This window comes from Paraburkholderia sp. SEWSISQ10-3 4, from assembly GCF_030464785.1.
GTDB classification, from domain to species: domain Bacteria; phylum Pseudomonadota; class Gammaproteobacteria; order Burkholderiales; family Burkholderiaceae; genus Paraburkholderia; species Paraburkholderia aspalathi.
The window spans coordinates 610,509-623,927 of the sequence record NZ_JALPRI010000002.1 but is presented as its reverse complement, the minus strand read 5'-3'; the positions used below and the strand labels follow the sequence as shown (position 1 = coordinate 623,927).

Below are 13,419 nucleotides of genomic sequence, written 5' to 3'. Positions count from 1 at the left end.
CCCCGCACAGGGGGAACGCTAATAGACCACTAACAAAACAAGGAAAGGCCAAAGCCCTAAGAACACGGCCAAACAAGCGCTACGCAAGAAAAACCCCTATACGGCCATCACTGCCCTCTTCCTCTCCGCCCGCTGCATAAAATAATTCCCCAAAACAACCCCAACAGTAACCACAGCAATAAACAAGGTAGCCAACGCATTCATCTCAGGATTCAATCCAAGCCGAACACGAGAAAAAACAACCAGTGGCAACGTCGTCGACCCAGGCCCCGACAAAAACGCCGACAAAACCAGATCGTCGATAGACAATGTAAACGACAACAACCACCCAGAAATAAGCGCCTGCGAAATCAACGGCAACGTAATGAAGAAAAACACCTTCAGCGGCGTAGCCCCAAGATCCAGCGCAGCTTCCTCAAGCGAAGGATTCAACTCCTTCACCCGCGACTGCACGATGATGGCCACATACGAAATACACAACATCACGTGCCCGATCCAGATCGTGAAAATACCGCGCCCAGCAGGCCACCCCAACCACTTGGCCATTTCGATGAACAGCAGCAGCAGCGAAATCCCCTGAATCACCTCGGGAATCACCAGCGGCGCATTGATCATCCCGGTGTAAAGGGTAAAGCCCCGAAACCGCCCCATGCGGGCCAACACAAACCCGGCCCACGTGCCGATAATCACCGAAGCAAACGCCGTCAGCAACGCCACCCGCAACGACAACCACGCCGCCGCGATCAACTCGTCGTCCTGCAACAACGCCGCATACCAGCGCGTCGAAAACCGCGTCCACACCGTGACCAGTTGCGATTCGTTGAACGAATACACAACCAGACTCACGATCGGAACGTAGAGGAAGAGAAAGCCGATCCCCAAAGCAATGAACTGAAAAATCCGGTTCGGCTTCATCAGCGTCTTTCCTCCATCGCCTTCGCCTGCGCGTACTGGAAAAACGCCATCGGCACCAATAACAACAACACCATCGCGCACGTCACGGCAGACGCCATCGGCCAATCGGCATTGTCGAAAAACTCATTCCACATCACGCGGCCAATCATCAACGTGTTCGCGCCGCCCAGCAATTCCGGTATCACGTACTCGCCTACCGCCGGAATGAACACCAGCAAACACCCGGCAATAATGCCGTTCTTCGACAACGGCAAGGTGATCTGCCAGAACGCCCGCCACGGCTTCGCACCGAGGTCGTAGGCAGCTTCCAGCAAGGTCATGTCCATCTTCACCAGATGCGCGTACAACGGCATCACGAGGAACGGCAGGTACGAATACACCATGCCGATATAAACCGCGGTGTTCGTGTGATACAGCTCGATCGGCGTATGGATCAGCCCGGTCGACATCAGGAAGTTGTTCAGCAGGCCGTTGTTCTTCAGGATCCCGATCCATGCATACACGCGAATCAGAAACGACGTCCAGAACGGCAGCATCACCGCCATCATCAGCAGATTGCGGCTCGCCGGATTCGATCGGGCAATGTAATACGCCATCGGATAACCGATCAGCAAACACAGCAACGTGGATATCGCCGCCACCACCACCGAATTCACATAGGTCGCGAAATAAAGGCTGTCGGTCAGCAGAAACGCATAGTGCGACAGGTCCAGCGCGACATGAACCACACCGTCGGTGTACTTGGCGAGTTCGGTATAAGGCGGAATGCCAAGCTGCAAATCGGCAAAGCTGATCTTCACGACCAGCAGGAACGGCACGAGGAAAAACAGCAGCAGCCAGATGAACGGCCCGGCCACCACCGCGGTGCGTGCAGTCAGGTTGAAACGGCGCGCCGGCCACGACGCCAGAGAACTGATCGAGCGTTTCATGACGTCAGCACCACGCCAGCCGATGCGCTCCAGCGCACATACACCTCGTCGCCCCAAGTGGGCGGATCGATCTCGGTCAAGGCAAGGCTCGTCACGTTGGCGATCACCGTTTTGCCGGCGTCGAGTTTCACGTGATACAGCGAATAGCCGCCCATGTAGGCGATATTCGTGACCACGCCCTTGCCCCAGTTGTACGCACCCTCAGGCGGTTTGCGCGTGAGCGCGATGCGCTCGGGCCGCACGGAAATCGTCACCGGCATACCGAGCGGCCCGGTGATGCCGTGGCTCACGTAGAGGCGGACCGGCAAGTCGGGCGTTTCGATGAACACGTGATCGGGTTCGTCTTCGACGACGTTGCCGTCGAACAGATTGGTCGAACCGATGAACTCGGCTGAAAAACGGCTATTCGGATATTCGTACACTTCATGCGGTGTGCCGAGCTGGACGATCTCGCCTTCGCTCATCACGGCAAGACGGTCCGCCATCGTCATCGCCTCTTCCTGGTCGTGCGTCACCATCATGCAGGTCACACCGACCTTGTCGAGAATGTTGACCAGTTCGATCTGCGTGCGCTGACGGATCTGCTTGTCGAGCGCGGACATCGGTTCGTCGAGCAGCAGCAGCTTCGGCCGTTTGACGAGCGAGCGCGCGAGCGCCACACGCTGCTGCTGACCGCCGGAGAGCTGATGCGGCTTGCGCTTCGCAAACCGGCCCATCTGCACGAGATCGAGCGCGGTCTGCACGCGGTCTTTCAGCTCAGACTTCGGCACGCCTTCCTGTTTCAGGCCGAAGGCGACGTTGGCCTCGACCGTCATGTGCGGAAACAGCGCGTATGACTGGAACATCATGTTGACCGGCCGGCGATAAGGCGGCAATTGCGCGAGGTCTTCGCCATCGATCAGGATCTTGCCCGATGTGATCGATTCGAGGCCGGCCAGCATGCGTAACAAGGTGGATTTGCCACAACCGGAACTGCCGAGCAGCGCGAACAGCTCGCCCTTTTTCACCGACAGGTTGACCCCTTTGACCGCTGCGGTCTCGCCGAACTTCTTCACGATGTCGACAATCTGGACGAAATTTTCTGCGGCATCGCCTGCTGCGGCGTTCAGGCCCGGGGATGGCACGGCGGTCCCTGCCATCGCGCCCGACTGGTCACTACTCATCACAATGCTTTACTCCGGCGTTTGACGAACAAAGCCCCCGGTGGACACCGAGGGCTTCTTGATGATACTTACCCGCTCACTCCGACGGCGAATCAGCGGCCGGACTTGAATTCAGTCCACAGCCGCGTTTGCAGACGCTGGATTTCCGGCGGCAGCGGCTTCAGCAGGAACAGCGTCTTGATGACTTCAGGCGAGGGGTACACGGCCGGATCGTTCGCCACGTCCTTGTCCACATACTTGCGCGCTTCGAGGTTGGCGCTCGGATAGTAGACGGCATTGGTGATCGCGGCGTGAACCTGCGGCGTTTCGATGTAGTTGATCCACTCGAGCGCGGCTTCCTTGTTCTTCGCGTCCTTCGGAATCGCCATCACGTCGAACCACACCGGGGCGCCGCCCTTCGGAATGTAGTACTCGATCTTGAAGGCTTTCTTCGCCTCGATCGCGCGATGCTTGGCGATCACGACGTCGCCCGACCAGCCGTACGCGAAGCACACGTCGCCGCCGACCAGGTCATTGATGTAGCCCGACGAGTTGAACTGTGTGATGTACGGACGGATCTTCTTCATCATCTCGAGCGCGGCGCGGTAGTCGGCCGGGTTCGTGCTCATCGGATCCTTGCCGATGTAGTGCAGCGCAGCGGCGAACATCTGGTCCGGTGCGTCGAGCACGGACACGCCGCAGGTCTTCAGCTTCGAAATGTTTTCCGGCTTGAAGAGGACGTCCCAGCTGTCGAGCGGCACGTTCTTGCCGAGGATCTGCTGCGCCTTGGTGACGTTGTAGCCGAGGCCGGTCGTGCCGTATGCCCAGGGTACCGTGTACTTGTTGCCCGGATCGGCGCCGGCCACGAGGGCCATCAGCGAGGGATCGAGGTACTTCAGGTTCGGCAGCTTCGATTTGTCGAGCGGCGCGAAGATGCCCGCGGCGATCTGCTTGCCGGCGTAGTTGCTGGTCGGCACGACGATGTCGTAACCGGAACTGCCGGTAAGGAGCTTGGCTTGCAGCGTGTCGTCGCTGTCGTAGTTGTCGTATTTGACCTGGACACCGGACTGCTTGGTGAAGTTCGGAATGGTGTCCTTGGCGATGTAATCGGACCAGTTATACACGTTGAGCTGCGTGTCTTTCGCAGCAGCCGTCAACCACGGTGTTGCGCACAGAACCAGTGCCGCCACTTGTCCCACTACCCGTCTTTTCATCCCGTTCTCCGATCCTGGCCGGCCCGATCCGGCTGTCTTCAACCACGCCGCGGCACACCGCACGCGGCTCCCCTGAAAAATCCGAAAACTACCATTAATTATTGCGCGCACCAAAAAAAATGCTGGGCTGTCGCGCAAACGGTACAGCGTAAGCCGCGCCGCTACAAAATGGGCGCAATTTTAGCGGGTTATCGGCGCGTGTCTACCCGAAAAAAACACCAGTGACGGCCTTGGTGTTATCTCGTTGTCAAGTTACGGCCGCCGCGCCCCATCGGGTTCGCATCAAGGCAGCAGCCAGAGGCCGTTTCCCGCGAATCTTATGCCTTACAGCTAACCTCGATGCGAGCGTAAGCCACCCGTCGCGCCACGGTGCACAATACCGTAGAGAGCCTTGTAGACGGTACGGCGCGAACCACGCGGACCTACCTTCGGGCCTTGGCTCTCTGGCCTCGCTGCGTCGCGTGCCGGGTTCGCTGCGGGCACATCACTTGCGCACGAGCGAAGTCTCAAATCTCCAGATGTCGATCAACACGAATCCGTCCGCGTTGCGACCGAACCGCCGTCGGCGTCTGCCGGACGGCAGACCGGCTGGCCTGGCTGTCGGCGGCGTTCATCATCCTGCTGAATATGGCGCTGCTGTGGCAATTGGCATTCGGCGGATGAAGTGGTGGGCCGGTTACTCCCCGCATTGTGTTTGCGAATGAAGCCGGTTTGTAAGTATTCTCTTAGAAATTCCTGACGACCTGCGATGCCGCTGTCTTGCCGCGGTGCCGCCTCGCCGTCTTGCCGCCTCGCTCACGCTCCCCTGTTCTCTGGACGACAGCCCATGCGCTTTTTCGCTTCGCTTGCCCGCCTCGCCCCCGATACGTCACTTCAAAGTCAGCGCGCCGTCCAGCGCAATTCACGCACCGTCTTGCTGTCCACCCTCCTCGCCATCGTCACCATCGGCGCCTTCTGCGGCGAGGCCCGCGCGACGGTCGCGATGCTGCAGCCGGCGCGCGTCGCCGCTGCCAACGAGCCATTGCAAATCACGCTGCTCTATTCCGCCGACGACTCCCGCGCCCTCACCGTCACCGTCCCGCCGACGATCCGCGTCACCTTGACCGGTGCCGAGGAGTCGCCGCAGCCGCTCGACCTGCAGCGCGAACCTGGCGTGCCCGACACGCTGCATCTGCGGCCAGGTCAATTCCGCAAAGTGCGTTTCTCGGCACCCTGGCCGCAGTCGGCACGCGGCGAAGTGCGTATCGATCCAGTGGGCTTCGACGCGTCGCCGGCGCTCGTCGCGATCAATCGTGGCCCGCAGCAGGACGCCATCGCCCAGGCAGAACGCGCGGAAAGCGAAGCGAGCACGCCTGCCCAGGCGGCCCAAGCCGCCGAAACGGCCGCGGCCGTGGGCGGCCCGACAGGCGACGCGATGTCGCCGCCAGGCGACTCGCTCTCCACCACCGGACGTGGCGTGCTCGCGCACGTCTCCTACTACGAGCCGATGTACATCGCCTTCGGCCACAATGGCGACACGAACGCCCGGCTGCAACTGAGCTTCAAATACCGCATCCTGATGCCGGATGATCTGCACTCGAAGGCGTTCCTCGACAACCTGTACTTCGCCTACACGCAGACCTCGATCTGGGATCTGTCCGCAGACTCACGGCCGTTCCGCGATACGACCTACTCCCCGCAGTTGTTCTACTACGTGCCGGACACCGGTTGGCACAGCCCGTTTTTCACGCGCATGGGTTTTGCAGCAGGTATCGCGCATGAATCGAACGGCAAGGCGGGTTCCGACTCGCGCAGCATCAACATGCCCTTTATCCGCCCGACATGGGCATTCGGCGATCTGACGGGCAACCATCTGACCGTCTCGCCAAAGATCTATTACTACCTTGGCACGAGCAACAACCCCGATATCGCCGACTATCGCGGCTACGTCGACCTGTTGGTCAAATATGGCAGCCCGGACGGCTGGCAACTCGCAACCACGCTGCGCAAAGGTACCAAGCACTGGTACGGCAGTGTCGATTCGCAATTCACCTATCCTCTCGCCAAGCTGCTCGGCAGCAAGTGGGGCGGGTATATCTGGGTCGGATACTTCAACGGCTACGGCGAGGATCTGCTCGATTACAACAATCGGCAGCACTGGATGGCACGGGTCGGGTACAGCATCGCGCGCTGAGGAAGGTCGGGGGTTAGGCGTTGATGGTTTTGAAGCTGCCGGGTTCAAGCCAGAACACCGCCGGATGCTGCCAATCGTGCAGGGTTCCTGGCCGCTTCGGGGGCGTGGCCGCCGCATCGGATAACATAGCGGAACTTCGCTTCTCCGCCCCAAGGTTTCCGATGGCTTCGAATCTTCACGATCTTCCCGACAGCCCGTGCATCGGTGTCTGTTCCACGCTTTTCGACGAGGTCTGCAAAGGCTGCGGCCGCACCGCCACCGAAGTGTCCAACTGGGTGTTCCTGAGCGACGAGGAAAAACGCGCGGTGTGGGTACGCATCGAGCAGGACGGCACTGCCATGCGTTTCAAGAACGACAAGCTGTAGCCTCTTGCAGCACTGTGGCCGGCCGCATCGGCCCTCCTGCCGGAAAACCCGTCTCCCGATCGACATAGCAATTGCAATAAAAAACGCCGGACATTCCGGCGTTTTTTGCGTGACGAACGCGGCTTCTCGAGCGCGGCAATCAGAACCGCATACCGACACCCAAACCGACCACCACCGGGTCGATATTCAGCCGCCCGAGCGACTGACCGCCAAGCGTTGCATCGGTGTGCATCCAGATCTTCTTGATGTCCGCATTGACGAACAGCGACTTGGTCACCTGCACGTCCACACCTGCCTGCAACGCGGGACCGAAGCTGTGGTTTGTGATCGAGATCGGCTGACCGCCTGCGTTCAGGCCGTTGTTATAGAACAACGTGTAGTTCAGACCCGCCCCAATGTACGGACGGATGCGCCCCGCGTGGTTGAAGTGATATTGCAGCAGCAGCGTGGGCGGCAACACGTTCACACCGCCGAGATTGCCGAGACTCGACGTCAACTGATGCCGCGACGTGCCGAGAATCAGCTCGACGCCGAGGTAATCACGGATCATGTAGGTCAGATCCAGCTCCGGCACGATGGCATTGTTGACGTCTACATTAAGCGCCGACAGCGACTGGCTGGTCCCCACGTTCGGCATGATGCTGATTGCGCGCAGACGCACCAGTACGTCGCCGGCGTGAATGCCGCTCATCTGGTCGTCGCCGGCAGCCTGTGCCGGCAAGGCCAGCGCGCCCGCGCCTAGTAGGCACGTCGCGACAGCAGCGGCCTTGATTCTGTTCCTGAGCAAGTGCTTCATGTGCTTCCCCGAGTGTTGTTTGCGTGCGGGGATTGTCGAAGGTCTTGTCAGGTTTCACGTTGACCCGCATCAACCCAGCGAGAACGCCCAACGACCTGCGACAGCGGGTCGCGTCGCACCGGTCAGGAGCAGTTCGATCAGGTCGTGGACGCTGCGGATGGCCGTGCCGAACGGCAAGGCTTCGCGGCCGCGAAAGAACAGGCCGTTAGCCACGTCACCGCGCAATGCCGCGGCGAGTCGCGTGTCGATACAGAAGTGGCCGAACTTTTCGACACCGTCGCGCCAACCACACACGCTGAGGCATTCGAGCGCGGTCGGACAGACGTGTTTGAGCGCGCCGATCTTCTCGCGGATCTTCGTCTCGTGGCGCAGATAGCGCATCAGCCACGGTGTTTTCACGGCGCGCGCAGGCAACCCCGTCACGCTGACGAATTCGACAATGTCGTCGGGTGTCGCTTCGGCCAGTACGCGTTTGAAGTTCGGATGCGCATCACCTTCTTCGGTGACGGCGAACGGCGTGCCGAGCTGCACGCCGCTGGCACCGGCGCTCAGCAACTCGCGCACAGCTTCGTGACTATTAATGCCGCCCGCGACGATCAAGGGCACGTCTTCCCGACGCAAACCAAGCGACGTGAATACCGCATCGAGTTCCTCAAGCACACGCAAGAATTCGAAGCGTGGGTCACGCATGTCAGAGAGATTGCTCACGCCGAGATGGCCGCCTGCGTGGGCCGGATGTTCGATCACGACGGCGTCCGGCAGACGACCCTTTTTCATCCACTTCTTCAGCACCAGCGCGACGCCGCGACTATCCGACAGAATGGGAATCAGCGCGATGTCGTGGCTTTGGGTCATGTCCGGCAAATCGAGCGGTAAGCCGGCGCCCATGACAATTGTATCGGCGCCGTTTTCGCAAGCGACGCGCACGTACTCCGCTTGCGCGTTGACCGCTTTCATCACGTTGACGGCGATCATGCCGCGGCCTTCGCTGAGCGCTTTGGCGGCGTGGATTTCACGCGCCAGCGCGGTGAGGTTCGCCTGTTCGAGCATAGCCCTGTCGGGAGATTGCCGGCAGCGTTCGATCAGATCGGGATGGTGATGGCGCAGGTCGATGCTGGCGATGGTGCCGAGTGCGCCTTCGCGGGCGACGCTGCCGGCGAGGCGGTGGGCCGAGATGCCGACGCCCATGCCGCCTTGCACGATTGGAAGCAGCGAGCGACCGCGGATAACAAGTGGCGGGAAAGAGTGAAAGGTATGCATTGACGACCCGATGGGTGGACTATCGAAGCGGTGATCATCGATTGTCGGGCGGGGCGTGCGTTGCTTTGGGTCAATAAGGCTGTTTGCTGGTTTGTTTTTAAGACCGGTTGATTGACGTTGGTCACTTCACGGTGAGATTGATTCGTGCGGACGGAGCAACCAGGGGCCGTGTGCAGAACGCCCACCATGAAAAAAGCCCGCTTCTTTCGAAGCGGGCTTTTTCTTGCACTACACCGTAAAGCAGAAAGCGCTTACTGCACGCCCTGACTCAGCAGGAAGTCTTCATAGTTGCCGCCGAAGTCGTTCAGCGTGCCATCGGTACGCACTTCGATGATCCGGTTCGCAAGACCGCTCACGAACTCACGGTCGTGCGAGACGAAAATCAGCGTGCCTTCGTACTTGTCGAGCGCGATCTGCAGCGATTCGATCGACTCCATGTCCATGTGGTTGGTCGGCTCGTCCATCAGCAACACGTTGTGACGGCCCAGCATCAACTTGCCCCAGATCATGCGGCCCTTCTCACCACCAGAGAGCACCTTGACCGACTTGCGGATGTCGTCGGCATTGAACAGCAGACGGCCGAGCGTGCCGCGCACCATCTGCTCGTCGTCGCCTTCCTGACGGTAGCCGTCGATCCAGTCCATCAGCGTGACGTCGGTCGGAAACTCTTCATACGTATCCTGCGGCATGTAGCCGACGTTCGCGTTTTCCGCCCACTTCACGGTACCGTGATCGAGCGTGAGCTTGCCGAGCAGCGAACGCAACAGCGTGGTCTTACCCGCGCCGTTCTCGCCGATGATCGCGATACGCTCGCCCGGCTGCACGCTGACACTGAAGTCGTTGAAAATCTGACGCTCGTACTTCTTCGAGATCTTGTCCGCCACCACCGCGATGTTGTGCAGCTTCTTCTCGTACTCGAAGCGGATGAACGGGTTCTGGCGCGACGACGGCTTGAATTCCTCGATCTTGATCTTGTCGATCATCTTCAGACGGCTGGTGGCCTGACGCGCCTTCGACTTGTTCGCCGAGAAGCGGCGCACGAAGTCCTGCAGATCGGCGACGCGTTCCTTCGCCTTGGCGTTGGCGTTCTGCTGACGCTCGCGCGCCTGCGTGCTGGCCAGCATGTAGTCGTCGTAATTGCCCGGATAGACCTTCAGCGTGCCGAAATCCATGTCGGCCATGTGTGTGCAAACCTGGTTCAAAAAGTGACGATCGTGCGAGATGATGATCATCGTCGAGTTGTACTGGTTGAGCACGTCTTCCAGCCAACGGATCGAGTTGATGTCCAGGTTGTTGGTCGGTTCGTCCAGCAGCAGCACGTCCGGCTTCGAGAACAGCGCCTGCGCGAGCAGCACGCGCAGTTTCCAGCCCGGTGCGACGTTGCTCATCGGGCCATTGTGGTCTTCGATCGCGATGCCGATGCCGAGCAGCAACTCGCCCGCGCGCGCTTCGGCGGTGTAACCGTCGTACTCGGCGAACTTCGCTTCGAGTTCGGCGGCGTGCATGTAGTCGTCGTCGGTGGCGTCGGGGTTTGCGTAGATCGCGTCGCGCTCGGTCATGGCAGCCCACATTTCCGTGTGGCCCATCATCACGACGTCGAGCACGCGCACGTCTTCGTACGCGAACTGATCCTGGCGCAGCTTGCCGAGGCGCACGTTCGGTTCGAGCATCACGTTGCCGGAGCTCGGTTCCAGATCACTACCCAGGATCTTCATGAAGGTAGACTTGCCGCAGCCGTTCGCACCGATCAGGCCGTAGCGGTTCCCTTCCCCGAATTTGACCGAGATGTTCTCGAAGAGGGGCTTTGGCCCGAATTGCATGGTGATATTGGCGGTAGACAGCACGGCGCGTCCTTAAAGGTGATATCGGCGAACAACCCAATATTTTAGCAGGTTATCGCGAATTCAACCCACGCGAGCGCCGTGCTCGCGCGTTTCGACGCCGCTTTTACGGTCGGTTTGCGCCCCGTTTGCGCCCGATTTGCGCCTCCCCGCCTGCCTTCTAGCCGCCGCGCGGCGTCTGCAAAACGTCGATGAAGGCCGACAGATCGGCCGCGCCCAGCCCCATCGCCGCGCCGAGCCGCAGCAGTTGCTGGACCGTCGACGAAACCGGCATCGGCGTGCCGGTCTCGTACGCCGTCGCGGCGACCGTGTCGATGTCCTTCTGGAACGTACGGAATGCGCCGATCGGCGCGAGGCCGCTTTGTGTCATGCGCGGCACGAAAATCTGCAGCAGCACTGAATCGGCCCAACCGCCAGCGAGACCTTCCGTCAGTTTTGAGGCGTCGATGCCGCTGCGCTGCGCAAGGCTCACGGCCTCGGCGATCGCTGCCAGGGTCGCGGTGACGATGGTCTGATTGCACAGCTTGGTGGTTTGCCCCGCCCCAACGTCGCCCATGTGCGTGACACGGGACGAATACGCGCCAAGGAACGGCGTGACCGCCTCGACGTCCGCTGCGGCGCCGCCCGCCATGATCGCCAGCGTGCCCGCCGTCGCGCCCGCTACGCCACCGGATACCGGCGCGTCGATCCAGCCGACGCTTGCAGTGCCTGCGCCCGCAGGCTTGAGGTCTTGTCCGCCCTCACCCGTAGCAGCAATCGGACCTTCCGCCGCCGCGCGCTGCGCGAACGTGCGCGTCGCGGCCGGCGGAATGCTCGAGTGATCGACGATCCAGCGCACGCGTCTCGGCACGGTGGCATCCGCGCTCAACAGTCCCTCGGCACCGAACACCGTTTCTTCAACCGCCGCCGCATCCGCGACGCACAGCAGCACCACTTCGCACCGCGAGGCCAGTTCGCGTGGCGTATCGACCACCTTGGCCCCATCCGCCAGCAACGCTTCCGCCTTGGCCCGCGTGCGATTCCAGACATGCACCGTATGCCCCGCGCGCAGCAGATGCCGGATCATCGGCGCGCCCATCAGACCAGGACCGCAAAAACCAATTTCCACTTTCAAGCCTCGTCAGGTTTCAGATTGAGTTGCGCGAACATCATAACGGCCTCGCCTCACCGCGGCATATCGGGCACGCGATGTGCGGAATGACCCGCTCATGTGCGGCACAGGGGCAGACATGGAGGACGTCGACAGCAATCCATTGCCTATACTTTTTTTGCACACCAACGAAGGTCAAAGGAGGAAGTTCATGTCAGAACATGTTTACAAACAAATCGAACTGACCGGCTCATCGACCAAATCGATCGACGACGCAATCAGCACCGCGATTAAAAAAGCGTCGAAGACGCTGCGCAATCTGCACTGGTTCGAAGTGACGGAAACGCGGGGCCAGATCGAGAACGACAAGGTCGCCTACTGGCAGGTGACCATCAAGGTCGGTCTGCGCATCGACTAGCGCTTCGCCCGAAACATCTTCAACACATAATCCGAAGCAAAAAAAAAGCTGCGTCCGTACTGGACGCAGCGTCTTAAAGCAGCGGTTGCTGAGACCGCCGCCTGGTCGATTGTTACCCGGTCATTCGCGACCCGGTCGATCCTTACGCGATTCGTTCTAGACGATCGCGCGAGCCGGATTACTTCGGCAGCGAACCGTCTACGCCTTCCACATACCAGTTCAAGCGTTGCAGTTCCGGATCGGTCAGCGTCTTGCCTGCCGGCACCTTCACCGCGCCGGACTGATCCTTGATCGGACCGGTGAAGACGTCCCACTTGCCGCCAGCCAGGTCGTCGCGCTTCGCCGCCACCTGCTTCTGCGCATCAGCCGGAATCGCCGACGTATTCAGGTCTTCAAGATTGACGGCCTTCTGCGGAATGCCCCACCACACCGGATCGTTCTTCCACTTGCCGTCCAGCACCTGCTGAATAGCCGCGTTGTAATACACGCCCCAGTGCGCGACCACCGAACCGAGGTGCGCATCAGGACCGAACTTCTTCATGTCCGAATCCCAGCCGAACGCATGCACGTGCTTTTCCGAGGCGGTCGCGAGCGTCGCGCTCGAATCGGTGTTTTGCAGCAGCACGTCGGCGCCCTGGCCGATCAGTGTTTCAGCGGCCTGCTTTTCCTTGCCCGGATCGAACCAGCTGTTGATCCAGATGACCTTGGTGTGGATCTTCGGATTTACCGAACGCGCGCCGAGCGTGTATGCGTTGATGTTGCGGATCACCTCAGGAATCGGCACCGATGCGACAAAGCCCAGCGTGTTGGTCTTCGTCACATAGCCCGCAGCGACGCCGGCCAGGTAGGCGCCCTGGTACATGCGCACGTCATAGGTGCCGAAGTTCGGCGCCTTCTTGTAGCCGGTTGCGTGCAGGAACACCGTATCCGGGAAGTCCTTTGCGACCTTCAGTTCGAAGTCCTGGTAGCCGAAGCTCGAACCGATGATGATCTTGTTGCCCTTGTTCGCCAGATCGCGGAACACCCGTTCCGAGTCGGCCGATTCCGGCACGTTCTCGATGCGGGTGATCTTGATCTTGTTGCCGAACTTCGCTTCGGCTTCCTTCGAGCCCTGATCGTGCGCGAAGGTCCAGCCGGCGTCGCCCGGATTGCCGAGGTAGACGAACGCGACGCCCGGTGCGTCGGCCGCCTGCGCGGTTTGCGCGAGCGGCGCGGCAAGCACCAGGGAAGCTGCGCCCCATGCGAAGGCGGTCAGCAGATTTCTTCTCTTCATGTT

Annotated in this window: 12 protein-coding genes; 3 read left to right on the top strand and 9 right to left on the bottom strand. The window is 60.5% G+C overall.

Annotated elements, in window-relative coordinates; genetic code table 11:
* Positions 1-96: 96 nt before the first annotated feature.
* From M0D68_RS08525 to M0D68_RS08510, 4 genes are all read right to left on the bottom strand, one after another.
* Positions 97-915, bottom strand: a complete 819-nt coding sequence (locus tag M0D68_RS08525) for an ABC transporter permease subunit (protein ID WP_093647682.1) — start codon at positions 913-915, stop codon at positions 97-99.
* The gene (locus tag M0D68_RS08520) at positions 915-1,844 is read right to left on the bottom strand and encodes an ABC transporter permease subunit (protein ID WP_093647680.1); all 930 of its coding nucleotides are present in this window, start codon (positions 1,842-1,844) and stop codon (positions 915-917) included. The genes M0D68_RS08525 and M0D68_RS08520 overlap by 1 nt, the downstream gene beginning before the upstream one ends.
* A complete protein-coding gene (locus tag M0D68_RS08515) occupies positions 1,841-3,007 on the bottom strand; it encodes an ABC transporter ATP-binding protein (RefSeq protein WP_200566076.1) in 1,167 nt (388 codons plus the stop codon). The genes M0D68_RS08520 and M0D68_RS08515 overlap by 4 nt, the downstream gene beginning before the upstream one ends.
* Before the next feature lie 92 nt (positions 3,008-3,099).
* Entirely contained in the window at positions 3,100-4,200 is a 1,101-nt protein-coding gene (locus tag M0D68_RS08510) for a polyamine ABC transporter substrate-binding protein (protein WP_093647677.1), read from the bottom strand.
* A gap of 826 nt (positions 4,201-5,026) precedes the next feature.
* Between M0D68_RS08510 and M0D68_RS08505 the strand changes: the two genes are divergently transcribed.
* Both M0D68_RS08505 and M0D68_RS08500 read left to right on the top strand, forming a co-directional pair.
* Positions 5,027-6,373, top strand: coding sequence for a phospholipase A (locus M0D68_RS08505; RefSeq protein ID WP_266224182.1), 1,347 nt, complete (start codon positions 5,027-5,029; stop codon positions 6,371-6,373).
* Between the two features lie 161 nt (positions 6,374-6,534).
* Positions 6,535-6,738, top strand: a complete 204-nt coding sequence (locus M0D68_RS08500) for a DUF1289 domain-containing protein (protein WP_028199276.1) — start codon at positions 6,535-6,537, stop codon at positions 6,736-6,738.
* A 139-nt stretch (positions 6,739-6,877) separates the two neighbouring features.
* Here the strand turns inward: M0D68_RS08500 and M0D68_RS08495 are convergent, their stop codons facing one another.
* From M0D68_RS08495 to M0D68_RS08480, 4 genes are all read right to left on the bottom strand, one after another.
* Positions 6,878-7,534: an OmpW family protein gene (locus tag M0D68_RS08495; protein WP_266224181.1), complete on the bottom strand. Its 657-nt coding sequence runs from the start codon at positions 7,532-7,534 to the stop codon at positions 6,878-6,880.
* 69 nt (positions 7,535-7,603) lie between these two features.
* On the bottom strand, positions 7,604-8,794 hold the full coding sequence (locus M0D68_RS08490) for a nitronate monooxygenase family protein (protein ID WP_266224180.1): 1,191 nt from the start codon (positions 8,792-8,794) through the stop codon (positions 7,604-7,606).
* Between the two features lie 251 nt (positions 8,795-9,045).
* Complete coding sequence (locus tag M0D68_RS08485) at positions 9,046-10,638, bottom strand: ABC-F family ATPase (protein WP_093639789.1); 1,593 nt, start codon at positions 10,636-10,638, stop codon at positions 9,046-9,048.
* Positions 10,639-10,795: 157 nt separating this feature from the next.
* Positions 10,796-11,743, bottom strand: coding sequence for an NAD(P)-dependent oxidoreductase (locus M0D68_RS08480; protein WP_266224179.1), 948 nt, complete (start codon positions 11,741-11,743; stop codon positions 10,796-10,798).
* Positions 11,744-11,936: 193 nt separating this feature from the next.
* On the opposite strand from M0D68_RS08480, the gene M0D68_RS08475 reads away from it, so the two are divergent.
* Positions 11,937-12,143, top strand: coding sequence for a dodecin (locus M0D68_RS08475; protein WP_054035325.1), 207 nt, complete (start codon positions 11,937-11,939; stop codon positions 12,141-12,143).
* Between the two features lie 178 nt (positions 12,144-12,321).
* On the opposite strand, the gene M0D68_RS08470 is transcribed toward M0D68_RS08475, so the two are convergent.
* A complete protein-coding gene (locus M0D68_RS08470; protein ID WP_256455098.1) occupies positions 12,322-13,416 on the bottom strand; it encodes a BMP family ABC transporter substrate-binding protein in 1,095 nt (364 codons plus the stop codon).
* Between the last annotated feature and the right edge of the window lie 3 nt (positions 13,417-13,419).

Coding starts and splice junctions, on each gene's coding strand:
- M0D68_RS08510 (WP_093647677.1), bottom strand. CDS start 4,200: ATGAAAAGACGGGTAGTGGGACAAGTGGCGGCACTGGTTCTGTGCGCA.
- M0D68_RS08505 (WP_266224182.1), top strand. CDS start 5,027: ATGCGCTTTTTCGCTTCGCTTGCCCGCCTCGCCCCCGATACGTCACTT.
- M0D68_RS08500 (WP_028199276.1), top strand. CDS start 6,535: ATGGCTTCGAATCTTCACGATCTTCCCGACAGCCCGTGCATCGGTGTC.
- M0D68_RS08475 (WP_054035325.1), top strand. CDS start 11,937: ATGTCAGAACATGTTTACAAACAAATCGAACTGACCGGCTCATCGACC.
- M0D68_RS08490 (WP_266224180.1), bottom strand. CDS start 8,794: ATGCATACCTTTCACTCTTTCCCGCCACTTGTTATCCGCGGTCGCTCG.
- M0D68_RS08470 (WP_256455098.1), bottom strand. CDS start 13,416: ATGAAGAGAAGAAATCTGCTGACCGCCTTCGCATGGGGCGCAGCTTCC.
- M0D68_RS08525 (WP_093647682.1), bottom strand. CDS start 915: ATGAAGCCGAACCGGATTTTTCAGTTCATTGCTTTGGGGATCGGCTTT.
- M0D68_RS08515 (WP_200566076.1), bottom strand. CDS start 3,007: ATGAGTAGTGACCAGTCGGGCGCGATGGCAGGGACCGCCGTGCCATCC.
- M0D68_RS08520 (WP_093647680.1), bottom strand. CDS start 1,844: ATGAAACGCTCGATCAGTTCTCTGGCGTCGTGGCCGGCGCGCCGTTTC.
- M0D68_RS08495 (WP_266224181.1), bottom strand. CDS start 7,534: ATGAAGCACTTGCTCAGGAACAGAATCAAGGCCGCTGCTGTCGCGACG.